The following is a 24,453-nucleotide window of genomic DNA, read 5'->3' as shown; positions in this document are numbered from 1 at the left end:
GGTCGCGCACGACTCGTTCACCGCCTACGAGGAGAAGCTCATCACCTCGCCCCATGTGGTGGTGCTCGGAGACATCGGCTCGGGGAAGAGCTCGCTCCTGAAGACCGTCTACTGGCTTCGGCCCTGCATCGTGAAGAAGCGGCGGGGCGTCGTGCTCGACCGCAAGGACCGGGACGGCGAGGGCGAATACTGCGAGTTGAGCAGACGATTCGGCGGGTCGGTGTTCGGATTCCGGGCGGGCGGTGGCGGCACACGCCTGAACCCACTCGATCCGCGCATCCTCGACGTCGTCGGGGCGGGCGGCGCGTTCCGTCTGGTGAAGGCGATGGCCGAGCGTGCCAGCGGGACCGACCTAACCCTGGACTCGTGGGCGCAGGACGCCCTCCGGAAAGCAGTGAAGCGCGCTCTGAGAGACGCGGCACGCGATGATCGTGTGCCGGTGCTCGGAGACATCGAGAGCCGCCTAGGCGTCGTCGACGGCGACGATGCCTGGTCGGACTACTCGGCGGCGGCGAAAGAGCGGGTGCACCAGGCTGGCCTCGAGGTGCGCCAGCTTCTCATCGGCGCCGTCTCTGACGATCTCGCTGGTCTTTTCGACGGGCCCACGAGCGACGACGTGCAACTGAACTCGAAACTGACCGTCTTCGACATCTCGCAGTTGCCGGCGGACGGGCCGGCGACGGCACTGGTTCTTGTCGTCGCGCAGGCGTGGCTGCTCGGGACGCTGCGCAAGGACCGTGGCCACGGCACGAACTTCTTGCTGGAGGAGGGCTGGGACCTCGTGACCGGCCCGATCTCGCGGCAGATCAACGCGAACCAGATGGTCGCCAGAGGGCTCGGGCTCTGCAATGTCGCCGCGATGCACAATATCGCTCAGATGCCGAACAGCTCGGCTGCCCGATCGCTGCTCAAAGAGCCTGAGACGATCCACATCTACCGACAGGACCGCCGCGAGGACGCCGTCGCGTGCGGTGAGCTCTACGGGCTGGACCCAGGGTCGGTCGAGGCACTCTCCTCACTTGACCAGGGCACCCACCTGCTCAAGGTCGGGTCTCGGCCAGAGATTGTGGTCGAGCACGTCCGCTCGGCGCTCGAGGCCGAGCTGACCAGGACCGACAGCGGAATGCTCGTAGGCGGTGCTTCCTGATGAGCGAGGACCAGGGCGTCGCGAGTCACACGGCCGGGAATGTAGTCGTCGCCTTGATCGCGCTGTGTGCGATCGGCAGTTGGCACGCCGCGGTGGTTCTCACGTCCGGCAGTGTCGGAGTGGTCGACGTCGCGGGCTCGATCGACGTGCTCATCGGGGGCGCAGGTCGTGGTACGTGGGCGCTCTTCGGTGCGTTCCTCGCCGCGGTGGCGGCGGCCGGCGCCGGGGTGATCTGGCTGCTGCGGAAGCGCCGGTCCTCAGGTGACGCCGAACGTCGAGGTCTGGCCTCCAAGGAGCAAGCCGAGGCCGCACTGGGCGAGACCGCGGTGCGCGAGAGCGCAGCACAGACTCGGCCCGGGCTGTCGGCCGCGATTCGAGAGAAGGTCGAGCTGGACGAGATTGGCCTTCGGGTCGGTCGCGACAAGGCGAGCGGGAGCGAGCTCGTGCTGCCCCATGACGACCACCTGGTGGTGATGGCGTCAACGGGTGGTGGCAAGTCGACCCTCGTGATGATCCCGGCCGCGCTGGCAGCACCAGGGGCGCTCGTCGTGACGTCGAACGAGGTCTCGATCCTCGATCTGATCGCGACGAGCAGGGCTCGCCTCGGTCGGCTGTGGGTCTTCGACCCTCTCAACAGAGCGTCCTGGCCCGAGCCGATGGTGTGGAACGCCGTCGGCGGCTGCGAGGACGGTAAGACCGCACTGGCACGAGGGATCGCCTTCGCCGCGGGGCTGAAATCCGACAAGGGCGGTTCGACGAACGCGGGCTTCTTCCAGCACAACGCGATGATCGCTCTCTCGCGGATGCTGCACGCAGCTGCCTTGTCGGGTCGGGACATGAGCGAGGTGCTGCGGTGGACGGCCAATCTCGATATCGAGGGGAAGGTGGCGGCGCGACTCATCAGTGAGAGTGCCGACCCGCGAGCTGAGCAGGGGTGGGCCGACATGCTGGTCGCTGTATCAACTGGCGCGGTCGAGACGGTCTCCTCTTCACGGCAGACGCTTCAGCAGGCGGTGGAGCCGCTGACCTTGAAAGCCGTTACACGGTGGGTGAGCCCTCAGCCGGGGGTCCCGGAGTTCGACGCCGGCGAGTTCGTCAGGTCGACCGACACCTTGGTTCTGATCTCGGACGACTCGTCCGCCACGAACGTGGGGCCGCTGTGCACCATGCTCTTCCAAGAAGTGATGGACGCGGTGAAGGCCGCAGCACCGACGATGAAGTACGGGAAGCTTGACCCTCCGCTGCGTGTGGTGGGAGACGAGTTCGCGAACATCGCGCCGATCGACAAGGCGCCGGAGCTGGCGTCGGAAGTGCGCAAGCTCGGGGTCCAGCTGATCCTGGCCTTTCAGTCCGAACTCCAGACGCGATCACGCTGGGGCGACCGAGGCCAGATCCTCCTGGAGCAGTGCGCTGAACTCGCACTTGCTGGCCTGAAGTCGCCTACCTCGCTGCGCCGCTACAGCGAGTTGACCGGGAAGGTGGACGTCGACGACGACACACACCGTCAACGCGAGGTGCTGCGCTCCGACGAGCTGCGGATGCTCGAGAGCGGAACAGGACTCCTGCTGTACCGCAACGCAGCGCCGATGGTCATCGAACTCGACCCCTGGTTCCGGTCACCGAACGCCGAACAACTCGAGGCGGATCGGGCCACGGTCGCCGATCGGCGAGCAGCGCACGCCCGCGCACAGGGCCTGATTCGGCCGAATCACCTCATCGATGTGGAAGGAACGAAGGCATGACCGTGCCGGGGGCAGAGGTCGAGCGCCGGCTGAGGGCGGCCGAGACTGACATCGCGGAGCTGCGGACCCACACGACGGACATCACCGATGCCGTTGGCTCGCTCGCCGAGTCGGTGAAGGTCCTGACGAAACGGTCCAGCCGGCCGACAGGAGGGGGTGGGAGCGAGGCCGAACCGACGGCGTGGGCGCTGCGAGCCACCGATGACGACTGGGCGGCCCTTGCGGACTGGGTCGACGGGCTGCTCACCACCTACGAGCTGAGCGAATGCGTCGCACCGTGCTGGCCAAGCCACGGTGGCGTCGTCGAGGAACTAGCCGCCCTGCGAAGTGCGTGGCGGGCAGCCGCCGCGAAGTCCGCGGAGGAGGACGACGATGCGATGTCCTTCTGGCACGACCGCGCGCTGTACCCGACGATCACGCGGATCATGTCGACCTTCTACCCGATCAACGGATGCCGCAACGGACATCGCACCTCCGAGACCGTGCGCCCGACCGACCGCCGCACTATCGCCCTGGCTAACCCGTCGAAGGGCTGCCCGTCATGGCCGTCGCGATGATCGCGCGGCGGCTCCTGGCAACAGGAGCCGCCCTCGTGGCGCTCGCATCGTGCTCGACGAGCGAGCAACGACCGACCGACCCGGGCGACGCCGCAAACCAGCCATCAGGGGTCGCGATCCCGCACGGTGAGCCCGGGCACGAGCACGACACAACGCCGATCGAGGGCGCGGGCACGGTCGCGACGTCAGCTGCTCGACGAGTCGTGGCGCTATGGGCCCGGCCCGACCTGACTGCGGAAGCGTGGTGGCGCAACCTGGAACCGCTGCTCTCCGCATCAGCTCAGCAGGCCTACGCGTGGACCGACCCGACGACGGTGCCTCGACTCGAGGTGCTGTCCGCACAGGTCGCCGACGATGCGACGGCGACAACGCCGACCTACACGGTCGTCGACGTTGACACCACGCGCGGAGTCATCGCCGTCACGCTGACGCGGACGACGGTCGAGTCGGGGTGGGTCATGGACCGGATGGACCTCACCGAAGTGCTCCAACCGACAGCTGCGCCTGGGAGCACGGACGGCGATCTTCTGGCGGCGGCCGAGGCGCCATGAAGAAGGTCGCCGTAGTCGCCGGATGCCTGATCGGGGTGATGCTGATCGGCCTGCTCACCCTGGTCGGGATGATCGGCGGCTCGCAGCCTCCCGGCAGCACGTGCGGCGTGCCGGGAGGCACGAGTGCCGGCACGGTGACCGGCGCACTCCCGGCCTCAGTGGGAGCCTGGAGCGGCGAGCAGATCGAGAACGCGGCCGCGATCATCAACGCAGGTGCGGAGATCGGCATCTCCCGCCACGGCCAAACGATCGGCGTGATGACGGCAATGGGGGAGTCGGGCCTGCGAGTCCTCGACTACGGCGACTCGGCCGGTCCGGACTCTCGAGGGCTGTTCCAGCAGCGCGCAAACGGCGCCTGGGGGAGCCTCGAGGACCGGATGGACCCACGAATCAGCTCCCTGAACTTCTTTCGAGCACTGATGAAGGTCGAGGGATGGGAATCCCTGCCACCGACGATCGCGGCACACCGGACTCAGATCAACGCCGACCCCTACCACTACGAGAAGTTCTGGGACGACGCAGTCGAGGTGGTCGCGGCGCTCCTGGCCACCGACGGCGGGTCAGTGCAGATGGCGGTCGACAACACCGACGGCGACCGGTACGGCCTGGGCCAGGTGACACCGCAACTTCGGAACCTGGTGAACACCCTCGCGCCGATGTTCGGCATCAGGACCGTCGGAGGCTACCGAGAGTCCGCCACGGATATGGATGGGCACCCAGCAGGTCTGGCAGCGGACTTCATGGTGCCGCTGAACAGCGCGGGCAAGCGGCAGGGCGACGCCCTGGCTGCCTACGCCCGGGCCAACGCGGCGAGCCTCGGCGTCGACTACATCATCTGGTACCAACGAATCTGGTCGACCGAACGAGCAGACGAAGGCTGGCGGGCGATGGAGGACCGCGGAAGCGGCACCGCCAACCACCTCGACCACGTCCACATCAACGTCAAGCGCGACGCGACCGGCACCGGTGCGCTCACCCCAGCCCTCTCTCCCTGGAAGGCCGCGCTCGGCTGCACCCCGGTCGCGACGGCCGGTGCCGGCACCGTCGTGTACCCGATCGCGAACGGTGCGGACTACGACCGGAAGAACTGGGGAGACGCCGGCTCAAATTGGAAGAACCGGCACACCGGGACCGACTTCTCCGTCAGCTGCGGCACTCCCGTCGTGGCTGCGACCGGCGGCACGGTGTCGATCGAAAAGTCGTCGTGGGCGGGACCATTCCTCACCAAGGTGTCGACCGGACCGACCTCACTCACGACCTGGTACGGCCACATGCAGAGCGTGACCGTTTCAAACGGTGACGTGGTGACGGCGGGCCAGCAGATCGGCGAGGTCGGCACCCTCGGGAACAGCACGGGATGCCATCTGCACTTCGAGGTCCACCCGAAAAACGGGTCGATCTACGAGGACAACATCAACCCCACCACGTGGCTGGCCGAGCACGTTGGTCAGCCCGTGGTGGTCCCGGTGGGCTCGCAGGCCGTGCCCGGCACCGGGATTCGGGTGATCCAGGCCAACGTGAAGGGCAACAGGTCACGGTCCAGCTTCCTGGCCACGCGGGCGAAACTCGCCAGCCTTGGACCGGACATCATCACCTGGAATGAGGGGTTCCGGCGGTCTGATGCGCTGCTCACCCCTCCCGGGTACGCGACGTGGCGCGATCCCAACACGGTCTGGCCGGTCTCGGAGAGCCGGGGCACAGCAATCAGCTGGCGCACCGACAGATGGACACTCGCGGGCAAGGGGCGCGTGAAGATCACGAGCGGCCCGAGGGCCGGGTCGTGGGATAACCGATGGGTCCAGTGGGTGCTTCTGCGCGGCGCCGACGGCACATACCTATCGGGTGTCTCGGCGCACGCCATGACGAACGCTGGCAGGCCCTACGGCGGCCGTTCACCGCAAACGCGCGAGGCGGAGTACGTCCGAGGGATGGAGAAGCTCGCCACCGTGGTCAGCCAGCTCAGTGGCTACGGGCCAGTCGTCGTCGGCGGTGACTTCAACTCCGGATACCGGCCGAATCAAGGCCGAGGTTACGGATGGGGCCCGCAGGCGGTTCTGGGCCGCTACGGCATCCGCTCGACGTTCCAGGCCCTCGGCCCGCTGGAAGCCTCGTACGTCGACTACATCTTCTTCACGCCCGGACTCACAGCAACAGGCCATCGAACGATCCGAATCGACAGCGACCATCCCGCAGTAGTAGCCGACCTAGCAGCCGCTCAGTAAACAGAGGGAGAAAGTGATGCCGGAGAACGTTGCAGTGGCAGACCGCCAGACAGACCAAGCGCCGATCGATCCACACGACGATCCGATCTCGCAGACCATTGAACGGATCCGCGTCGCATCGCGCACGCTGGCCGAACGCGAGCACGAGGTCGAGCAGGCCGTGTTGAAGGCGTGGATGGCCAGGCACACGTGGGCGGACATCGGCAGCGTCGCCGGGATGACTAGACAAGGCGCGCAGGCGCACTGGTCGACCGCGGTCCAGGGCCTCACGCGAGTCGAAACGGGCCCCGAACTGGACGACGTCGTCGAGCGCAACCACGCGGCCGCCGAGACCAGCCGCCAACTGGCGCAAGCCGTAGACCGCTGCAGGACAGCCGGAATCGCACGGAGCGCGATCTGCAAGGCGGCCGGCGTGTCAGCAAAGACAGCAGCAGCTCGATGGGGAGCCCTCCCAGCAGACGGTGCGTACGACATGGGCCAGCAGGCGCTGCACGAGCTGCGCGCGGCGGCCGCGCGGCGCTCCTACGCGCTGGAAGAGCTGGCACTCAGCATCACAAAGGCCCGCGAGGCCCGGTTCTCCTGGCATCTGATCGGAAGCACCCTCGGGCGCAGCCACGCGGTGGTGCTGAAGATGACCAAGACCCTGCTACCCGATGCGGTCACCGCCCCGTCAGGACACTCTCAGCACACCGAGGCGCTCGCAGATGCCCTTCTCCAATGGGAACGCGCACGCGCCGGAGTGCGTAGCACCGCAGCAATGGCCAGGCGTATCGGATGCACCTGGAAACAGATCGAAGACGCCACCGGCCGACGGATGCGGCCATGAGCGCCCCTGGAGATGGGGGGCCTGCGGGAGACCGACCGACCTCCCCGGAGAAGGACTCGGAGGGGGTCGCTGCCCTTATCGCCGTGCTCTACCTGGGCGTCCTGGTCCTGGCGGTCTTTGTGGCGTGGTCGTTGGGAGGGGATACGGAAGACATCAGCCCGACACGTTCGGAGACCATTTCTGCGTGGCTCGGCCTTGCGGGAGGACTTTTCCTCGTCGGCGTCGGCGTGAAAGACGTCGTGGCCAACCGAACAGCGTCCAACGGCAGGGGACTCATGTGGGGGTTGGGGCTCCTGGGGACAGCTCTCGTAACCGCCCCCTTCGCCCTGACGGTTCTGTCCTTCATTGTCACCAGATAGACCGCCGCCAAGGGAGATGGCAAAAAAATCGGAACACGATATATCGTGATATATCGCCGTTAACTGTCGTTATGACAAAACGACCAGTTAACTAGTTGCATAGTCAGACGCCTGGGTGTACGGTCGGTGCATGACCGAATCGACGTTGCATCTCCCCCGTCGTCAGGTGTCAGCGGTTCGGATGCGGCTGGGACCGGAGCAGCCGGCCCCGCCGGGCGACGCGCTCGGCCGGGACCTGATCGGCTACGCCGAGGGGTTGAGTCCGGCGCAGCTGTGGCTGCGGGGACGTGGGGTGTGGAAGGCGCGCCTGGACAAGGTCGCCGACTGTGCGCTCGCGCTGATCGTCTACGACGGCCGGGTGGTCCAGGTCGGGACCGTCGAGGGGGTCTCGTTCCACCTCGAGGACCGGGTCGCGGTCGAGGGCCGGCCGCTGCCCGGGCACCCGCTGGTCGGCCAGCCGGACCCGTTGCACAACGACTCACGCAACCCGATCGCCTACGGGAAGGTCGAGGTCCCCGCCACCGCCGGGTCGCCTGCGGTGATGGGTAGCGCGGAGTACTCCGACGCCTACGCCGACCTGCTGGCCCAGGCGGTGACGACGCTCACCGCGGCCGCACGTCTCCCCCGGCCGGTGCTGCGACGGGTCGAGGACCCCGACGGCCGCGCCGGGGCGTCGTCGACGCCTGGCGGGGCGTGGGAGGTCGACCCGACTCGGACCGAGCCGACCGACTGGGCCGAGTTCGTGACCCTCGCCCTGGCCGGCGCGGCCGCGAACGTCGGCGGGATAGGAGTCGCGCTCGCCGGGCGGCCCGGCTCCTGGGAGGCCGCAGGCGTCGAGCAGCTGCTGGAGTCCACCGTCGGCCCCGACGAGGCAGGCCTGTGGGCCCACCGCACCGAGCCGCTGCGGATCACCCTCCACGTCGACGAGCTCCTGGCCGATCACACCGAGACCGGAAGCGAGTACGACACCGCGTTTCGCGCGATCCGCGAACGCATCACCGCTGCCGAGGAACGCGAGCCCGAGGTCGACCTGGCCACCTACGCATGGATCTACGACCGCGACAGCAGCGGCGAGTGGCAGCCCCACGACCCAGCCGCGCCCGCCTGGTCCCTCGAGGCGTGGAAGGACTCGCTCCGCGCCTCTGGTACCTCCGAGCAGGGCATCGCTGCCGGAGCTCAGTGGCTCGAGGAATCCTCAGAAGGCGCATGGATCTCCAAGACCCCCGAGGCCGAGGCCGAGTACTACCGGCTGGTCAACGAACGCGACCAGCGGCTCGGCCTCGACGACGAAGACCGCCTCGAGGAGCTACGACTACGCGAGGCACGGGAGTACGGCGCCGCGCTCAAGACACACATCGAGCACGCCGCCGCGCAGCTCGACGGCCTGAACGTACCCGTCGAGATCGTCGTCGACGTCGAGACCTACCGACCCAACCGCGAGCTGGAGGACTTCAACTCCCTCACCGCTCGCCTCATCGACGCCGCCGTCATGGACGTCCCCTCCCCCGCCGACCTCCCCGGAACCCCGCTAGAACGACTCGATAACAGCACCAAGGAATGACGTCGAGCGGGACGACGCGAACACCAGCCAGCTAGGCCGCACCGATTGTCGGTGGGGGCAGGAAGAATCAGTCAGACACAACCTCGGAAAGTGGTGGAACCGATGAACCTTGAGCCCTTTGAGAACGTTTCTGTATGGGTGCCTGTGATCGCGGCGATCGGGATTTTCGCGATGACAGTCCTGTGGGTCATCTCCCAAGCCCACAAAGAACAAGGGCCGCGATGGATCAACCGGTACGAGGCCAAAATGCGATCGACCTACCTGCGCCCGGCACTCGAGCTCGCAGCGCAAGGCGGTGGCCAGCGCCACGTCCCCAGCATCTGGAGTAACGCGACAGCTGAGCAGGCCAGCGAGGAACTGCGCGGGGCAGGCATTCACGATGCGGTCGCCGCCGAGGGGTACGCCCTAGCCCTCGAGTCCGACCGCTGGGTCCCAGCTGGCCAGCTACTCCTCAACGTCACGCCGCTCCGGACCAACGCGCTCCCCTAGCCGCTACCCCGGTAGGCCTCGTCGTCGCATCAGTTCCTCGTGGCCGTACGCGGCAGGACCGTGGCTGGTTGGAAGGTGAGGGGAAGGCCCATCGCTGTGTCCAGGCCGATCGCTTCACCGAGCCCAATCGCCTTGTCGAGGCCCTGGTGCTCGGCGAGGTCGGCCTCGCTGAGGTTGGCCCCGGTGAGGGCGGCCTCGGTGAAGTTGGCGCCGGTGAGGTCGGCGCCGAAGAGGTCGGCGCCTGTGAGGCGAGCGCCGTCGAGGCGAGCGCCGTTGAGACGAGCGCGGGTGAGGTTGGCGGTGGTGAGGTTGGCGCGGTCGAGGATGGCGCGGCTGAGGATGGCGCCGGTGAGGTCGGCGCCGAAGAGGTCGGCGCGGCTGAGGATGGCGCCTGCGAGGATGGCGCCGTCGAGGCGAGCACCGAAGAGTTTGGCGGTGGTGAGGTTGGCGTCGAAGAGGTTGGCGGTGGTGAGGTTGGCGTCGGTGAGGTTGGCGTCGGTGAGGTTGGCGCCGAAGAGGTTGGCGTCGGTGAGGTTGGCGCCGAAGAGGTTGGCGTCGGTGAGGTTGGCGCCTGTGAGGTTGGCGCCTGTGAGGTTGGCACTGCTGAGGTCAACGCTTTCGAGGTAGGCGTTGTCGAGGTTGGCGCTGGTGAGGCCTACGCCGCGTAGGTTCGCGGCCTTCAGGTTGACCTCGGTGATCGACAAAGGCTGCCGATCGCCCTGGAGGCGGCCGTAGACCTGGACAGCGCCGACCACTGTGGGAGAGGCACGGGTGTAGCGGACGGCCCCGGCTTCGGCCGCGGTCGCTTCCACTATGTAGGCCTCCAGGAGACGCTCGATGGTGGCGCGGTCACGTTCGGAGTCTCCGTGGATGCGTTCTAGTGCGAACAGACCACCAAGCGAGATGGCGGGGTTCGGGTCTGCGAGCTGTGTGACCGCCTTGGTGTATCGGTCGGTGACGTCGGCGTCGCGGCTGAGCGTGAGCTCTTCGAGGCGCGCCTGGTGGCCGTATCCGGCGAGCACGGCCGCGAGGACCGCCGCGACGAGCGCCGCGCCAGGGATCGCGATCTTCGCGACCTCGCCCCACTCGACGCCGGGACCCTTGACACCGTTGAGGGGCCACCAGTCCCCTGTGCTGAGCCCGGCCGCGACCCACATCAGTCCGACGACAACAAGCACCGCGCCGACACCCGCGAGCGCGATCCCAGCTCCAAGGCCGGGCGCCTGAATCCTGCGTAACCGAGACATGCGGCGCAGTATCGCAGCGGGCAACCAGCTCCTGCCCCGAAATCGCTAGAGCATGCGGCGAGCGGCGCGCCGCAGCGCGGCCTCGAGGTCAGGCACGGCGTCGCCGAGTGGCGTCGGTGGGTGCTGGTCAGCGAGCTCGTCGAGCAGGTCGTCGTCGACGAGCTGCGGGGCGGCGTAGGTGTTCCACTCCCCTACCGCGGCCGCGAGCCGGCGGTAGGCCTCGACGTCGGCCGGCGCGTTGAACCAAGCGGAGGCGGCCAGGGCGACGCGTCGGGCGAGGATCGCGGCCTGGTCGTCCATGACGTGGAGTCTCCCACTGATCAACTGGGGTGTCGGTGGTTCAGGGCATCATCGGCTGCAGAGAGCGGGTGGTACGGATATGCCTTATGTGACCGGCCACTACCGGAGCGGGCGCTGGGTACGTGGTCACTGGCGCCGGAGCGCTGGCGCAACGGGCAGCGTGACCGCACTTGCGCTGGGAATCGCCGTCGTCGCGGCGATGCAGGGCGGCGGCGGGCAAGACCGTCGTCAACAAGACGACGCGCCTCCGGCCACCTCGCTCCGACAGCGAGCGTCCGCGGCCGCCGTCATTGACGGCGACACCTTGCGGGTCACTGTTCGGGGCGCGCAGGAGCGCGTGAGACTGCTCGCGGTCGACACGCCTGAGGTCGACCAGTACGAGTGCTACGCAGATGAAGCGACGACGCTGACTGCCCAGCTGGTCCGCTCGGCGGACCAGGTCGTCCTCGTGGTCGACCCGACGCAGCCTGACCGCGATCGATACGGGCGTCTGCTCCGATACGTGCGGCTCGATGGGACTGACCTCGGCTCAAGCCTGGTCGAGTCGGGCGCTGCTGAGGTGTGGGTCGGGACTCCCCCGGCAGCTCGGTTAGACAGGTACCGGGCGCTGGAGGGCGAAGCCCGTGCAGCTAGCGCGGGCCGCTGGGGGCAGTGCGCAGCGGCGACCTAACACCGCTCGCCCAACAGTTTCTCGGGAGCAGGGCCTCGTTTCCTCTAGGCCGTCGGCGTGGGCCCGGTGTGGCGGGGCGCGGGCCTGTCGTGGTCGTCGCGCCGCTGGGTCTGCTCGCGGAGACGCTCCTGGGTTTCCGCGCGAGTCGCGCGGACACGCGCGAGGAGGTCGTCGAGACGGGCTCGGTCTGGTGATTCGGCCGAATCAGGGGCTTGGAGTCGCTCGAGGACCGCGGCCGAGAACGCGGCGGAGCTCTCGAACGTCTGGCCACTGTCTGCGACCTCGATCGCCGTGGTGGTAAGGGTCGATCTGCGCCCGGCGCGCACGTCAGCCCGGACCTGGGCCGCTATCGCTGGCCAGGCGGGGGTGGCCATGATTTTGGCGGCGTCCTTGAGGTCGAGGTCGGTGGCAAGCAGCTGGTGGGTCGGGCTGTCCGCTTGGTGGTTGCCCGTGGTGAGGGGACTGAGACGTGACCACAGTGCGGCGGCCTGGTGCTCATCTGGCAGTGGTCGGTCGAGAGCGGCGTGGAGAAGGGCCTCCACGAGAAGGTCGTCGCGCAGGAGGTCGCTGTCTTCTCTGTCGCCTACCTCGGCCTCGATCGGCGCCTCGGCCGCGTCCGACCCGAAGTCACTCGATAGCGGAGCGTGGGCGACGCCGCGGGCCTCGTCGAAGGCGGCCGAGACCACCTCGGAATCGAGCGGTACCGCTACCTGGGTCAAGACGGTGGCATAGATCTGCTGGTCCTCTGCGGCCCGCGCAGCGTCGCGGGCGATCGCTCGGAGGGCGCCGAGCTGCCCGTCGATGTGGTCGAGGACTGATCCCCACTTGTCGAGGTGAGCGTTGACGACCGTTCCGATCAGCGGAGACGTCTCGGCGAGTGTGGTGGCGAGTGTTTCGGCGCCGTCCTGCTCCAGGACTTCGGCGGGGTCCTTCCGTGTGAGCCGGACCGAGCGGGGGTCCTCGACGCCGGCGTCGACGAGCAGCCGCCAGGCGTTGACGGCGGCCTTGCGTCCGGCCACGTCCTCGTCCGTCGCGACGACGATCGGAGTGCTCGCTAGGTCGACGACCGTGCCGAGCGCGGCGACCTGGTCGGCGGTAAGGGAGGTCCCTCCTGACGAGAGTCCAATGTGGGTGCCACCTGTGGCGAGGGTGACAGCTTCGGCACAGACCTGGCTCTCCACGAGCACCGGGATCGCGCCGGCCCGAAGGGCGTCGACGTGCTCAGCGAGGCCGTACAGGACCTCACCCTTGACGAAGGCGGCGGTACCTGGCGTATTGAGGTACTTGGGCACGTAGTCCGGGTGCCCCTGGGGTGCGCGGCCGACGAAGGCGACTGGTTCGGGTGATCCGTCGGCGCCGGTGGCATAGACGGTGAGCACCACCCGGTCACGGAACGTGTCGCGGACCTTGCCGTCGCGATCGACGGCGAGACCCGCCTGCACCAGGTCCTCGACACTATGTCCGAGTTGGGTCAGGTGCTCGACGAGCGCCCGGGGGCCGCGGGGTGCGTAGCCTGCCTTGTCGATGATGCCCGCCAGACCTCGACCGCGCAGGTAGCCGCCGATCCAGCTTCCGGCCGCGTGGCCGGCGTAGAACTCGTGGGCGGCCCGGTGCAGCTCGACGACGCGTGCCCGACGTTCCGCGTCGACGACTGAGGCCTCGACCGGCTGCGCCTTCTCCGAGCCGTTGGCGGTGCTCTCGCTCGCAGGCGGTTCAGTGGGGGCGTCCACGCGGTCGGGCGCAGCGTCAACGGGGTCGTCGCCGGTCGGCTCGCGGAGAGCGGCGTTCGCATGTTCAGCGGCGACTTGTTCGAGCGCTCGGAGGACGTCGGCGTTGGTGAGGTCGAGCCCGCCTGTGGTGAGCTCGTCGAGCCGGTCGGCGAGGACCGGCCACCAGGGATCGGCCGTGAGGGCAGGGTGGCTGTTGAGCACACCGGCCCAGTGGTGCGTTGGCCCGGTGAGCGTTGCGCGGTGGCGCTTGAGGCGCTCGACGAGGCCCTTGTAGTGACGGCGTTCACGCCGGTCTGATGGCTCCCGCCCTACGGGTCGAAGGTCGTCGTCGCGGACGTGGCGGGCTGCCCGCCACACGGCGAGGTCACCGACCAAACGTCCGTCGAGGCCTAGGAGGCGCTGCGCCCACGCGGGCGCCGTCTCCACCGTCCACGTGTCGGCAAGCGTGCGGACCTCACTCGCGGCGGCGCTGAGTTGCTTGCTCCGAGCTTCGAGCCAGGGACCGTACTCGGGGTGGGTCAGGATCGGGTCGGGAATGGGCGGGAGCCACGGGAGTGGGCCGGCCCCGCTCGCGTCGGTGTCGTCGAGCCGCCACAGCATCACGGCGGCGTCGTCCCGCGAGGGGTCTGTGAGGTCGTCCACGAGAGGCCGGCTGGCCAGCGCGGTGGCGAAAGTTCCAATAGCGTCCTCCCCCCGTAGCTCGAGGACGCACAGATGCTGGACCAGCCGATCCCAGCTCGGAGTGTCGCTGATGCCCGGAGCGAGGACCTGAGTGTCGCGGGCGATCTCCTCATACCGGTCTTGGCCGACCATGAGGATCGCTGCCCTGCCGAGCCCGTCGCCGTAGATGCGCGCGAAGCGAGCCAGCTCGACGACCGGGGAGACCGCGTCTTCCGCGGCCGAGTGGGCAGAAGTGGCCGAGCTGTCACGACCGAAGACTTGGAGCAGAGTGTCGGTCGCGGTGGGCTGCTCGACCTGATCGGGGGTGATCTGGGTGTGCGGGTCCCCGTCGCCTCCGGTGACGACGTAGACGCTGTTCTCAAGGCGGCCGCGGGTCATGGCGACGTAAGCGGCGGCGCGGTCCCACGCGCCCGTCACGAGTGCGAAGCATCGGTCGACGGTCTGGCCTTGGGAGCCGTGCACGGTGGCGGCGTAGCCCAGGTCGACGTGATCTGCGACGTAGTCCGCGGGCAGCCGGATCCTGCGCCTGAGGACGTCGTGGACGACGGTCACGGCGCCGTCCCGGTGGACACGCTGGACGGTCCACCGGTCACCGTTCTTGACGTGGTCGGTCGCGCTGACCCGGAGCGACCGATTGTTGCGCCTGGTCACGATCGTGTCGCCGGCGCTGGCCTCGAGGCCGGATCGGAGGGCTACCGATCGGCTCACCTTGTCCCCGGCAAGTCGGGCGAGGCGGGCTCTGGCGTTGAGCTCGTTCACCGAGTCTTTGTCGGCAGCCACCATGAGCGCGTTGTCACCTGTGGCGCGCGCCTGGCTCCAGGCATTGAAGATGTCATCGACGGCGTTGATGGGGCTGGCCGCCCGAACGCGTGACTGATCGAGGTAGAACCCGATCGCTTCGACGGCACGGCCGTCGCGCAAAGCGAGGCTGGCTGTGGCCTCTGCAGGGCAGGCAAAGCGGATGACTTCGTAGAGCGAATCGGCGCCGACTGTCGATTCGATGTCGCGCAGCACTCCCCCGGCGCCGATGGCAGCGAGTTGCTGGGTGTCACCGATGAGCCGGACGCTTGCGCCGCGCTCGCGGGCGAAGGCAACGGCGGTTGCGAGCGCGGGCGTCGAGGCCATTCCGGCTTCGTCGATGATGATCAGCGTCTTGTCGTCGACCCCTGCGAATGGCGAGCTTGAGGCGCGGACCTCGTCGTGCTCGATGTCCCAGACGAGCTTGTCGAGGGTGCTGCTCGCCGCTCCTGTGGCCTCGGCCAGTTCTCGCGCGGCCACTGCGGAGGGCGCGAGCGAAAGAACGTTCCCGCCGGACCCGGTCCAGGCGGTCGCGAGGGCCCGCATGGCCGTGGTCTTACCTGTCCCGGCCGGCGCGAGAGCGAGTTGGAGGCGGGCGCCCGAGGTCGCCATAGCGCGGACGAGCTGCTGCTGCCCTTCGTTGAGGTCATGTGCGTTGGCGGTCTCGGTGAGCAGGGCGACGCTCACGTCGACCTCGCTTACGCGGCGTGCGCCGCGCTCCTGGGCGGCGTCGACGAGGAACCGTTCGGCGCTCTGGACTCTGGTGGTGGTGTAGAGCTGGCTCCGCGGGGTGGCGTACTGCGAGGACCCGTCCGCGCGAAGCATCGCGACCGGCTCATGGACCGAGTCGGGGCTGCCGATGGCCACGGTGTCCACCCCTGAGAGGACCGCGCTCGTGACAGCCTCGACCGCGTCGTCGACGGTCGCGCGTGGGACCTCGGCCGAGCGGACCAGGCGCTCAGCTTCGGCTCGGATGTGCGCGTACTGGAAGGTCGCGCGAGCAGCCTCGGTAGTTGCGAGGGCCTGCTCGGCCAGGTCAGCGATGCGTTCGGGCGAGAGTTCTGCGCGCGGTGTCGCGACCTGGTGAAGGGCGTCTTGGACCATCTCGTCGACTGCATCCGGGCCGCCGAGAGCGCGCGCGGCTTCAGCGGCCCACTGCTCGCGCTGGTCGGCGTGGGAGCGGTGCTCGTGCTTGGCCTCCCGGGTCTCAAGGTTCGCCTGCTGTGCCAGGTCGAGGGCCTCTTTGGGAGTCGGGACACGGCCATGTCGCTCCTGAAACTCCGCGGTGAGGGTGGTGAGACGTGCGTCGATGGCCGACCGGCGAGTCGACCACCGCCTTAGGAGGTCTGAGGCGACACCTACGATCTCGCGGACGGGTCGGGCGTTCCTGGCCGTCGTGACCGGCTCCCAGGTGACGCCGAGACGCTCGCTGAGTTCGGCCTCCAAGCGGGTGTTGTAACGCTCGGAGGCGGCGACTGTGTGCTTGTAGAGGACCTGCGCATCGATCGCGAGCCAGGCGCCGTCTTCTGGGTCCTGGACCTTGTTCGCGATCGCGACGTGCGTGTGGAGGTCTGGGTCTCCCGCCCGTGAGTCGCGATGGACGAACATCGTCGCCAGGAGGCCGGCGGTCGAGACCGTCCGGGCCCCGTTTGCTCCGCGGCGGGTATAGATGATTTCCCGCTCAAGCCAGTCAAGGGTGTCCCTGACGGCCGCCTCGTGGGCTTGCTCGATGGTCCTGGACGTGTCGCGATCGGCGACGGCCCACAGGGCCGAGACGCTCTTGACTGGCGAGAAGGTCAGGTCGAAACCGGCACAGGCCTGCTCGCGGGGACGCGACTCGCGGGCGATGAACCCCGAGAGTTCACGAGAGTCCGCTGGAGGGCGGCCGTGGTACTCGGTGAACAGCGTCTTGCCGATCCGAGTCCGGATCAGGGCGCGTTCCTTCTCCGGAACTGGCGCGGTCCGCGGGTTCCCGATCGCGACGTTGTAGGCCTCGTACTCGCGGGCGCACTCGACGACGAACTGATGAGGCTCCGACGCGGTACGCCGAAACTTGTTGCCAAGCTTGGAGGCCCGTTGCTGTTCCTTGGGCGACCCACCGGCCGCTGCCATCGCGGCCTCCAGGGCGTCCGCGTTCGGCTGGCGCCCCTCTCCGAAGAGGGCCGCCATCTGCTCGGCGGTGACGGTAGAGCCGAGGGCGACGGCGGCCAATGACCGCAGGTGGAGCACCGTCTCGCGAACCGCTTCGTCGACCTTGTCCGGGTCGGGAAGGGCGGAGGCAAGCCCAGCGAGACCTGACCCGGCCCACACCCCAGGCTGCTCTCCCTTCTCGGAGTAGTAGTCGCTCAGCGCCTCGCGCGGCTCGAGCTCTCGGTCGGCCGCAGCTGTCTGCCGGATCAGGTACTGATAACCGTCCCCAGCCGAGAGCTTGTGCAGCGACATCACGAGGGCATCGTAACGGCGCTGTCCAGAATGCAAGAGGTGTGTGGGAGTACAGGTCTCAAAGATGGGATCGCTGAGGAACAGGACTTGGTGCTGGTTCGATGGTCGATCTGGTTGGTACCTTGGGCTGGCAACATCTGGCTACCAGGCTGAGGAGAACTGAAAATGGCACGACTGAATCAGGCAGAAGCTCGGGAACGTGCTCGGGCCGCAAAGCGGCGCCTTGACGCCGATCGCCACGCCCGCGACAAGCGGATCGAGGAGGCCGCGACTGCGTTCTACGCGGGGCGGTCGCTCATCGACGAAGGGGTCGAGGCGGTAGAGGCCGCTGTCATGACTCTGGTCGATGAGCTGAGCGAGCCGACAGCGAACGTGGCGGTCCTGCTCGAGATCAACGAGGCCGAGGTCAGGCGAATCCGTCGACAGGCGAAGGTCCGGCAAGGACCGGATGAGGACGGCCATGCCAGGCCCGTCGGTGACGTTCATGTGGAGGCGCGCGATGGAGAGCTTTGAACGGGCCGACCTCGACGGTCATGTCGGATTCGGGGGACCGCTGGCCCAGGAGCGGCACGAAGCCGCGCGACGCCGGTTCCAGGTCCGCCACCCCGGTTGGGCCGGCAACTTCGAGCTTCACGAAGACGGCTTAGCGATCTCGTTGAGCGAGCACTCCGCCACCGTCCAACTGGCCGCCAACTACTTCCGCGACGACGACGGCTTCCGCACCCTGGAGTACCCGATCGCAGTCCTATCGGTCGACGCCGCAGGCGACGGCCCAGCCTCTGTGTCACTGAGCCTCTCGACGTGCGGCGAGCCGTTCCGATCAGCTGACCTCGCAACCGTCGCGGAACAACTCGAACTGGGGACCGCCGCGGACGCCCTGGATGCCGTGAGCGGCGTGACCGCGCGGCTACTCGCTGCGGTCGACACCGAGGGCGAGCGCGATGGCCTACACCACCTTGATGATGCTGAGGCAGCGCTCCAGGCGCACGAGCGCCGCGCAGCGGCCAGGCCGGTCACGGAGCTGGACGTCGGCCACCGGTACGTCGGCCACGGCGAGATGGATGTTCTGGCTGACATGGAGTTCACGCTGAAGGCGCGAGGCGAGCCGGACGACGAGCGGATGGTCTCGCTGACCGCCGAGGTTGGCACCGAAACCTGGTCGAACGTCAGGGTGCCCGCGACTGCGACCGCACGACTCCCGGAGCAGGATCGTGCTGCCCCCGCGCCGTCGCGGATGGGGCTGATTACGAGCAGATTGCGCGAGACGGCCCGGTTGGTGCGCGAGAACGCTGATGCGTTGGACTCGACCCCTCCGACCGACACCGGCGATGACCGTGTGGAGCGGCTGGCCGCCTCGATCCGCGAGATTGCCGCGAGGATCGAAACCTCGGCAGGCGAGCTCGATGTCGTCGGGGACCGCAAACGCTCCGACCTTCGGCATGACAACAACCGTGCATCCAGCGCCAGGACACATAGGCTGTAGGCGGGGATTCAGGTGGGCACGTTGGACAACTACCACCGCGAGCTCGAGGCGGTGTTAGGTGACGCCCAGGTCGTCGCACGGTTTCGCGCGAAGGCCTGGCGCGTCGCCGGGTCCGACTGCGTGTGGTGGGCTGGGGCCGTGTCCGACCGAGGCCACGGCCGGTTCTGGCTTCGCCCACACTCCCCCGGCGCCGGACGTGTCATCATCGCCCACAGGTTCGCTTGGGCCCTGGCGTACGGCGCAGCCGCGCTCCAAGCGACACCGGTGTTAGGTCATCTGGGTGTGTGTGACAACCCGTTGTGCCAGAACGTCGAGCACATGGCACCGAGCAGCGGGCGTGAGAACACACAGGACTGGTCACGTAGACGTCACCGCGTTGGGGGGCCGTTGAACGACCTTCGCGGATCCTTAGGCCGCGCGCTGGCCGTCCGTGACGCGATCCGGAGCGGCGGCGATGTCCAGGCCACCCTCGAGGCCGGAGACAAGCACCGCGATCAGCCGACGCTGTTCGAGGTTGCGGACTGATTCGGGCGAATCACTCCAGGCGGACGATCGGCTCTCCTGGGAGTGATTCGGCCGAATCACTCCACACGCCAGCTCGAACGGGTGTTCTACCATCGTTCGGTGATCTATCCCCGCGCCGAGCACGTTTGGGTCTCGGACGTCGAGGTGTGGGGCGACCGTCGCTCCCCCGGCCTGCTGTTGGGATGGCGCCGCTCTGAGACAAGGGACGGCTGGGACGGCTGGGTCATCTCCGCCTCGGTGGGAATCCCCGCCAGGGGCGATGGGCCCTACGTCCGACAAGCGTGGGTTCGCGCTGAGTCGATTGAGCGGGCGGGGACAGACGCCCCACGGGGGTCGGCGTCCTCACCGACGACGAGCTAGAAGGGCCCAGGCGATAATGGCGCCGCCCACGGCGGAGAGCAGGTGGGTGATGACGAGCGCGGGATCCATGACAACTCCTTCGTGTCCGGGACCTGCCAGATCGAGCGAAGCCTGTTGCGCGCCGTCGCAAGCGCACCTTCCCCGAGCATGGCCGCCATCCTTGCATCCGCTGACCGGTGAGGCTCGTGACCAGGTCGTCAGGGGCGACGGGGAGATACGCAGGCGGCGCAGAGCTGGCAGAGGCCGTGGGGCTCGCCCTCGGCCAGGCGCCGGCGCGCCTCCTCCCCCGCTGACCAGATGTCGGCGAGAGCAGGTGGCTCCTCCCCCGCGTCCGGAATCTCGTCCAGCTCGTCGAGCGCGTCGTAGTCCTGACGAGTGACCGTGCCGAGGGTACGGGCGAACTCGTCGAAGCCTGCGTAGTCGTTCTCCTTCCACTCGGTGAGGTCGTAGTCGTGCGGGACCTCGAGGAGGTAGTCGGTTGTCTGGCGGACGAGGAAGGTCCGTCGGACGGTCACGGTCCGGATCAGGCTGCTGCTTTCGGTGCTCATCAGTAGTCTCCTAGTTGGGGTTGGGGGTCCCTGTTTCATCGCGTGGTGCAGGTCGAGCAGGTGCGGGCTGTGCCGTTGTTGCCGCCGAGGAGGACCGTCGGGCGCACGCGGCCGCAGTGGTCGCATGCTCGGTCGACGCTCATCGCGAATCTCTCGACGTGCGGTTCGTCGCGAGGGTCGTGACCAGTGGCCCGCTCGATGTCTTGGGCCAGCTGGACGGCGTCCTCGAACGTCTCGGTGCCGTAGATGTCCCTGACCATGCATTCGAGGGCGTAGAGGTTGTTCCACAGGTCGCGGTCATCGGATAGCCGTCGGATCAGGTTGAGGCGGTCCCGCGCCGCCCCGAGCTGCCGTCTGCTGGCGCGGGGGTGGGCGTGCAGCAGGGCGAGTGCCCGCTTGGCCTCGCGGAAGCCCTCGGCGGCTTCCTTGATGGTGAGTTCGCACATTGGTCTCGTTCTCCTTCGATTTCGTTCAGGTGGCGTGCCGACACTTGCTATTGTAAGTAATGTGGGTATTGTAAGCAATACCTACACGGGCATAAGGTTGCTCGGACGAGAAGATCGAGGAGGGTCCAGCGATGGCTGGTCAGCGCAAGACGGGGATGGGCACCAACCCCTTCGGAACGAAGAAGCCCGGCCGGGCGAACCTTGGGGTGGTGACCGCCCTGCGGGAGGCAGCTGCTGCTGACGAGGCGGCGACCGCGATGCCGGTCGTCGACCTGGCTCCGAACCCGGAGAACCCTGAGTCGCGCTCGCAGGCCGATGAGGGGCTGGTGGCCTCGGTGACGAAGGTCGGGGTCCTGGTGCCCTTGATCGTGCAGTCGCGGTCGGTGTTCCTTGCCGCGCTTCCGCAGCACGCCGATGCAGTGGGGGACGCGCCGTACGTGATCCTCGCGGGGCACGAGCGGCGGGCGGCCTGCGTGGAGGCCGGGGTCGATGAGGTGCCGGTCATCGTCCGTGACGACCTGGTGGCCGACGACGTGATGGTCGCGGAGAACGTCCATCGGGTCGCGCTGACGCCCCTGGAGGAGGCAGCCGTCTACCGCCGCGTCATGGACCGCCAGGAGCTATCGCAGCGGGCGCTGGCCGGACACCTAGGGGTGCCGCAGGCGCGGATCAGCAAGCGGCTCGCCCTGCTGAAGCTCTCGCCCCTTGCGCAGAAGCGCGTGGCTTCGGGGGAGATGGGCCTCGAGACCGCGCAGGAGGTCGCCGCCAGGTTGCCTGAGGGAGACGAGGACGTCGCGGCGGAGTTCGACCGACTTCTCGTAGAGCGACCGAACTGGGGTGCGGAGGTGATCGCCAGCGAGGCGGTCCACCAGGTGGAGGCCGCGCGCCGGCTGGCCGAGCTGGAGAAGCAGGCCGAGGACGAGGGAGTAGTCTTCGTGGCAGACCCCAGGAACAAGTTCAAGGGCAGGGAGGGGCAGCACCGCCTGACGACCAAGCGTGAGATCGAGAAGGCGCGCAAGAACGACCACCTGGTGCTCGGCCCTACCACCGGCTACGGAAACACCCAGGACTGGTGCTACTACACGTTGGCGGCCCCGAAGACCTCGAAGCCGGCGCTGTCCAAGTGGGAGTTGGAAGCCCGCGAGGAGGAGCGCGGCCGCAAGGAGGCGATGAAGGCCCGACGCGAGGCGCTGGCCACCATCGTGACCAGGAAGGGCGCCCTGTCGCCGACGGCACTCGACGAACTGCGGATCGAGGCGACCCTTGCGGGGAAGCACCTGAACGCCGATGCAAAGACCGTCTGCATGAAGCTCGCTCTCGCGGCTGGCCTCGGTCCGGCTGCCAGTGATCTCAGCGAGAAGCCCACGCACTATGAGTGGATGGAGGCCGTTCTGAAGCAGTGTCCGCGCGGTGGCGCCGACCGCGCGCGGATTGCGGCCCTCGGCGTCGTGGCGGCCGTGGAGGAGTGCGCCTCATGGACGCACAGGCGGTGGGGCGTGCTGGATCTCGTGTACTTCGAGTGGCTGCAAGGACAGGGGTACGTGCCGACCGAGTGGGAGTCGGCTCGTCTCCGGAAGGTCCAGGATGAGGTGGGTGATTCGGCCGAATCAACGCCAGAAGCAGAGCCGCAGGCGGCCGCGGCCGGGGAGGCCTGAGATGCCCAAGCACATCGTCCCGGTGGCGAACATGGCGGGGTCGGCGGGAAAGACGACCACCACGGTAACCCTGGCGGCCCTGCTCGCAGAGGTGGGCCGCCGGGTGCTGGTGGTCGACCTTGATCCGCAATCCAATGCGACGGAATGGCTCGGTCACGACCCTGACGAGGTGGAGGTCTCGTCCGCGACGGTGCTTCTCAAGCGGGCGGAGCTCGGTGAGGCTCTGGTGGAGACCGGGATGGAGGGCCTGTTCTTGCTGCCTGCCGCGCGGCGCAGGATGGACGCGGAGTTGATCCAGCTTCAAGGTGTGCCCGCGCGGGACATGCGACTGAAGCAGGCGCTGCGTGACTGCCCAGAGGCGATCGACACCGTCCTGATCGACTGCCCCGGATCGATGGGAGTGATGACCCTCGCGGCCCTGGTGCCGGCCACGTCGGTGGTGACCGTGACGTGGCCGAGTGGGAAGGAGCTGAAGGGCATCCCGATGTTGGAGGACGTCATTGCCGAGCTCGCGGATGCCGAGGTCAACGTCGGGCTCACCTTGGGCGCGGTCGTGCCGTGCATGGTTCCGACCGGCAGCAGTGCGGGCTCGATCTACCAGGACGGGATGAGCTTCCTCACCGAGGCCTACGGCGACCGGACCGCTCCGGTTGTGAGGAAGTCAGTGCGGGTGCCCGAGGCGCAGTCGCACGGGGTCCCGTTGCCCGTCTACGCCCCGCGCGAGGGTGTCACGGACGACTATCGGGCAGTCCTTGCCTATCTGGAGGAGAAGGGGATTCTGTGACCACTGAGAACTCGCCGCAACGGGTCCGGTTCGGGACTCAGGTGGACGCCGAGGTGCTCGAGTCGGCCCGGGCGACCGTGCTCGCCTTGCAGCGGCTGCTCGGCCCGCGGGTGTCGCTCGCAAGCTTCACGACCGACGCCCTGGCTGAGCACGTCCGGCGCGCCGAGCGCGAGTACAACGACGGGCAGCCCTTCGGCTCGGACGGTGCTCGACTCCCGACGGGCCCCAGGATCGGGGCCGGCGACGTCGCTGAGCCGCCACGTTCGCCATGAGGGGCGGCCGTCCGCTCGGCCGGTGCTGTTCATACCGGGCACGATCGGGTACAAAAGCGTCCGACGGCTGGCAATATTTGTCACGCCGAGACAGGGGGCGTGACGGGTGGCGAAGCGGCGTAGTCGGCGGTACGACGATGACCACCCAACCCTGGACCTCTGGGGAGACGGAGAGACCGAGCTCGATGAATCACTACGGAGCACTCGCGCAGCGCCACTGGAAGATGTACCGGCCGAGCCAGTACGCCCAGCTGAGCGACCCGGAGGCCTTCTTCCGGGAGCTGGGGGAGGAGATCGACGGCCAGGTGCAGAGCTTGCGGGATCAGCTGACGACAGCCGAGCGCCCGGCCCTCAACGAGATGACCGACCTGGAACGGATCGGGCGGCTCAACGCGATCCGCAGACAGGCCGAGGAGCTGACCTACGCCGACCTGGTCTGGCCGTCGACGACGAACGAGGACCTCGACCAGGAGCTCGACGACCTTCGCCTGGAGCCGATCTCCCGGGAGGAGGCCCTGCGGACGGTGGGGGCGATCGAGGACGAGGACGGGGGAGTGATGCCGGCGGACCGGAACCATCCCTTGTGGAAGGCCTGGACGGCGTCAACCCAGGACTCCTCGACCTCGACGGAGCGGGAGGCGTTCGACTCGGCGTATCGGGCCTGGCTACGGGAGACTCCCGGCCTGCTCGACCTGATCTAGGTGAGAGTGATTCGGCCGAATCACTCTCACCGGCGCGACCGGCCGAGAACGAGGGGCGACAGCAGCCGCCTGAGCCGGCCGACTGGCGGGCGGGCCCGCGCCACGGCGTTGACGTCGCTCCGCAGTGGCAGACCGGGCAGGTCGGGCCGCGCGGGAAGAAGGAGCGCCTCGAGGCGAACCTTGCCGCGCTCTCGACACTTCGCCGCGTGCAGAACGAGGGGCGGCCCGCAAGCCGCGCTGAGCAGGAGACCCTGGCGCGCTGGACGTCGTGGGGAGCCCTCAAGGAGGTCTTTGATGAGCAGCGAGCGGACAGCGCCGATGCTCGCCTCGACCTCCAGGCCCTGCTGAGCCCATCTG

20 protein-coding genes are annotated in these 24,453 nt (G+C 68.2%); 15 read left to right on the top strand and 5 right to left on the bottom strand.

Features of this window, described 5'->3' with window-relative positions; genetic code table 11:
- From WMR31_RS21790 to WMR31_RS21755, 8 genes are all read left to right on the top strand, one after another.
- A partial coding sequence (locus WMR31_RS21790; protein ID WP_340541042.1) for a putative type IV secretion/conjugal transfer ATPase occupies positions 1 to 1,147 on the top strand: 1,147 nt, incomplete at its 5' end.
- Entirely contained in the window at positions 1,147 to 2,889 is a 1,743-nt protein-coding gene (locus WMR31_RS21785; protein WP_340541041.1) for a type IV secretory system conjugative DNA transfer family protein, read from the top strand. The genes WMR31_RS21790 and WMR31_RS21785, both read left to right, overlap by 1 nt.
- Positions 2,886 to 3,446: a DUF4913 domain-containing protein gene (locus WMR31_RS21780; RefSeq protein ID WP_340541040.1), complete on the top strand. Its 561-nt coding sequence runs from the start codon at positions 2,886 to 2,888 to the stop codon at positions 3,444 to 3,446. Before WMR31_RS21785 ends, WMR31_RS21780 begins: the two co-directional genes overlap by 4 nt.
- Positions 3,447 to 3,481: 35 nt before the next feature.
- Positions 3,482 to 3,997, top strand: a complete 516-nt coding sequence (locus WMR31_RS21775) for a hypothetical protein (protein WP_340541039.1) — start codon at positions 3,482 to 3,484, stop codon at positions 3,995 to 3,997.
- Positions 3,994 to 6,219 (top strand): VldE C-terminal domain-containing protein, encoded by a 2,226-nt coding sequence (locus tag WMR31_RS21770; RefSeq protein WP_340541038.1) that lies wholly within the window; start codon positions 3,994 to 3,996, stop codon positions 6,217 to 6,219. Before WMR31_RS21775 ends, WMR31_RS21770 begins: the two co-directional genes overlap by 4 nt.
- A 16-nt stretch (positions 6,220 to 6,235) precedes the next feature.
- Positions 6,236 to 7,045, top strand: coding sequence for a hypothetical protein (locus WMR31_RS21765; RefSeq protein WP_340541037.1), 810 nt, complete (start codon positions 6,236 to 6,238; stop codon positions 7,043 to 7,045).
- Between the two features lie 489 nt (positions 7,046 to 7,534).
- Positions 7,535 to 8,965, top strand: a complete 1,431-nt coding sequence (locus WMR31_RS21760; protein ID WP_340541036.1) for a hypothetical protein — start codon at positions 7,535 to 7,537, stop codon at positions 8,963 to 8,965.
- Positions 8,966 to 9,067: 102 nt separating this feature from the next.
- A complete protein-coding gene (locus WMR31_RS21755; protein WP_340541035.1) occupies positions 9,068 to 9,454 on the top strand; it encodes a hypothetical protein in 387 nt (128 codons plus the stop codon).
- A 29-nt stretch (positions 9,455 to 9,483) separates the two neighbouring features.
- On the opposite strand, the gene WMR31_RS21750 is transcribed toward WMR31_RS21755, so the two are convergent.
- Both WMR31_RS21750 and WMR31_RS21745 read right to left on the bottom strand, forming a co-directional pair.
- Complete coding sequence (locus WMR31_RS21750; RefSeq protein WP_340541034.1) at positions 9,484 to 10,701, bottom strand: pentapeptide repeat-containing protein; 1,218 nt, start codon at positions 10,699 to 10,701, stop codon at positions 9,484 to 9,486.
- 45 nt (positions 10,702 to 10,746) lie between these two features.
- A complete protein-coding gene (locus WMR31_RS21745) occupies positions 10,747 to 11,001 on the bottom strand; it encodes a hypothetical protein (protein WP_340541032.1) in 255 nt (84 codons plus the stop codon).
- Here WMR31_RS21745 and WMR31_RS22175 point away from each other — a divergent pair.
- Positions 11,000 to 11,671 carry a thermonuclease family protein gene (locus tag WMR31_RS22175; RefSeq protein ID WP_445321664.1) on the top strand — a complete coding sequence of 224 codons (672 nt, stop codon included), beginning with the start codon at positions 11,000 to 11,002 and terminating at the stop codon, positions 11,669 to 11,671. The two genes, WMR31_RS21745 and WMR31_RS22175, sit on opposite strands and share 2 nt — an antisense overlap.
- A gap of 44 nt (positions 11,672 to 11,715) precedes the next feature.
- Here WMR31_RS22175 and mobF read toward each other — a convergent pair whose 3' ends face one another.
- Positions 11,716 to 17,322 carry a MobF family relaxase gene (gene mobF, locus WMR31_RS21740; protein ID WP_340541031.1) on the bottom strand — a complete coding sequence of 1,869 codons (5,607 nt, stop codon included), beginning with the start codon at positions 17,320 to 17,322 and terminating at the stop codon, positions 11,716 to 11,718.
- Positions 17,323 to 17,487: 165 nt separating this feature from the next.
- On the opposite strand from mobF, the gene WMR31_RS21735 reads away from it, so the two are divergent.
- Together WMR31_RS21735 and WMR31_RS21730 are read left to right on the top strand one after the other, a co-directional pair.
- Positions 17,488 to 17,835 carry a hypothetical protein gene (locus tag WMR31_RS21735; protein ID WP_340541030.1) on the top strand — a complete coding sequence of 116 codons (348 nt, stop codon included), beginning with the start codon at positions 17,488 to 17,490 and terminating at the stop codon, positions 17,833 to 17,835.
- A complete protein-coding gene (locus WMR31_RS21730; protein ID WP_340541029.1) occupies positions 17,822 to 18,805 on the top strand; it encodes a hypothetical protein in 984 nt (327 codons plus the stop codon). The genes WMR31_RS21735 and WMR31_RS21730 overlap by 14 nt, the downstream gene beginning before the upstream one ends.
- Before the next feature lie 1,082 nt (positions 18,806 to 19,887).
- Here the strand turns inward: WMR31_RS21730 and WMR31_RS21725 are convergent.
- Together WMR31_RS21725 and WMR31_RS21720 are read right to left on the bottom strand one after the other, a co-directional pair.
- Positions 19,888 to 20,238, bottom strand: coding sequence for a hypothetical protein (locus WMR31_RS21725; protein WP_340541028.1), 351 nt, complete (start codon positions 20,236 to 20,238; stop codon positions 19,888 to 19,890).
- A 35-nt stretch (positions 20,239 to 20,273) separates the two neighbouring features.
- A complete protein-coding gene (locus tag WMR31_RS21720) occupies positions 20,274 to 20,684 on the bottom strand; it encodes a hypothetical protein (RefSeq protein ID WP_340541027.1) in 411 nt (136 codons plus the stop codon).
- A 131-nt stretch (positions 20,685 to 20,815) separates the two neighbouring features.
- On the opposite strand from WMR31_RS21720, the gene WMR31_RS21715 reads away from it, so the two are divergent.
- The 4 genes from WMR31_RS21715 to WMR31_RS21700 all read left to right on the top strand — a co-directional run bounded on the left by WMR31_RS21715 (position 20,816) and on the right by WMR31_RS21700 (position 24,096).
- Entirely contained in the window at positions 20,816 to 22,339 is a 1,524-nt protein-coding gene (locus WMR31_RS21715; RefSeq protein ID WP_340541026.1) for a ParB/RepB/Spo0J family partition protein, read from the top strand.
- A 1-nt stretch (position 22,340) separates the two neighbouring features.
- On the top strand, positions 22,341 to 23,123 hold the full coding sequence (locus WMR31_RS21710) for a ParA family protein (RefSeq protein WP_340541025.1): 783 nt from the start codon (positions 22,341 to 22,343) through the stop codon (positions 23,121 to 23,123).
- Entirely contained in the window at positions 23,120 to 23,395 is a 276-nt protein-coding gene (locus WMR31_RS21705) for a ParB family protein (protein ID WP_340541024.1), read from the top strand. Before WMR31_RS21710 ends, WMR31_RS21705 begins: the two co-directional genes overlap by 4 nt.
- 185 nt (positions 23,396 to 23,580) lie before the next feature.
- Positions 23,581 to 24,096, top strand: a complete 516-nt coding sequence (locus WMR31_RS21700; RefSeq protein ID WP_340541023.1) for a hypothetical protein — start codon at positions 23,581 to 23,583, stop codon at positions 24,094 to 24,096.
- Positions 24,097 to 24,453: the final 357 nt, after the last annotated feature.

It is taken from the genome of Nocardioides epinepheli (assembly GCF_037936805.1).
In the GTDB taxonomy this organism is placed as follows: Bacteria; Actinomycetota; Actinomycetes; order Propionibacteriales; family Nocardioidaceae; genus Nocardioides.
The sequence above is the reverse complement of the archived record's forward strand: the minus strand, read 5'-3'. Positions and strand labels throughout refer to the sequence as shown.

Coding starts and splice junctions, on each gene's coding strand:
- WMR31_RS21785 (WP_340541041.1), top strand. CDS start 1,147: ATGAGCGAGGACCAGGGCGTCGCGAGTCACACGGCCGGGAATGTAGTC.
- WMR31_RS21780 (WP_340541040.1), top strand. CDS start 2,886: ATGACCGTGCCGGGGGCAGAGGTCGAGCGCCGGCTGAGGGCGGCCGAG.
- WMR31_RS21770 (WP_340541038.1), top strand. CDS start 3,994: ATGAAGAAGGTCGCCGTAGTCGCCGGATGCCTGATCGGGGTGATGCTG.
- WMR31_RS21765 (WP_340541037.1), top strand. CDS start 6,236: ATGCCGGAGAACGTTGCAGTGGCAGACCGCCAGACAGACCAAGCGCCG.
- WMR31_RS21760 (WP_340541036.1), top strand. CDS start 7,535: ATGACCGAATCGACGTTGCATCTCCCCCGTCGTCAGGTGTCAGCGGTT.
- WMR31_RS21755 (WP_340541035.1), top strand. CDS start 9,068: ATGAACCTTGAGCCCTTTGAGAACGTTTCTGTATGGGTGCCTGTGATC.
- WMR31_RS21750 (WP_340541034.1), bottom strand. CDS start 10,701: ATGTCTCGGTTACGCAGGATTCAGGCGCCCGGCCTTGGAGCTGGGATC.
- WMR31_RS22175 (WP_445321664.1), top strand. CDS start 11,000: ATGACGTGGAGTCTCCCACTGATCAACTGGGGTGTCGGTGGTTCAGGG.
- WMR31_RS21745 (WP_340541032.1), bottom strand. CDS start 11,001: ATGGACGACCAGGCCGCGATCCTCGCCCGACGCGTCGCCCTGGCCGCC.
- mobF (WP_340541031.1), bottom strand. CDS start 17,322: ATGTCGCTGCACAAGCTCTCGGCTGGGGACGGTTATCAGTACCTGATC.
- WMR31_RS21735 (WP_340541030.1), top strand. CDS start 17,488: ATGGCACGACTGAATCAGGCAGAAGCTCGGGAACGTGCTCGGGCCGCA.
- WMR31_RS21730 (WP_340541029.1), top strand. CDS start 17,822: ATGGAGAGCTTTGAACGGGCCGACCTCGACGGTCATGTCGGATTCGGG.
- WMR31_RS21725 (WP_340541028.1), bottom strand. CDS start 20,238: ATGAGCACCGAAAGCAGCAGCCTGATCCGGACCGTGACCGTCCGACGG.
- WMR31_RS21720 (WP_340541027.1), bottom strand. CDS start 20,684: ATGTGCGAACTCACCATCAAGGAAGCCGCCGAGGGCTTCCGCGAGGCC.
- WMR31_RS21715 (WP_340541026.1), top strand. CDS start 20,816: ATGGCTGGTCAGCGCAAGACGGGGATGGGCACCAACCCCTTCGGAACG.
- WMR31_RS21710 (WP_340541025.1), top strand. CDS start 22,341: ATGCCCAAGCACATCGTCCCGGTGGCGAACATGGCGGGGTCGGCGGGA.
- WMR31_RS21700 (WP_340541023.1), top strand. CDS start 23,581: ATGAATCACTACGGAGCACTCGCGCAGCGCCACTGGAAGATGTACCGG.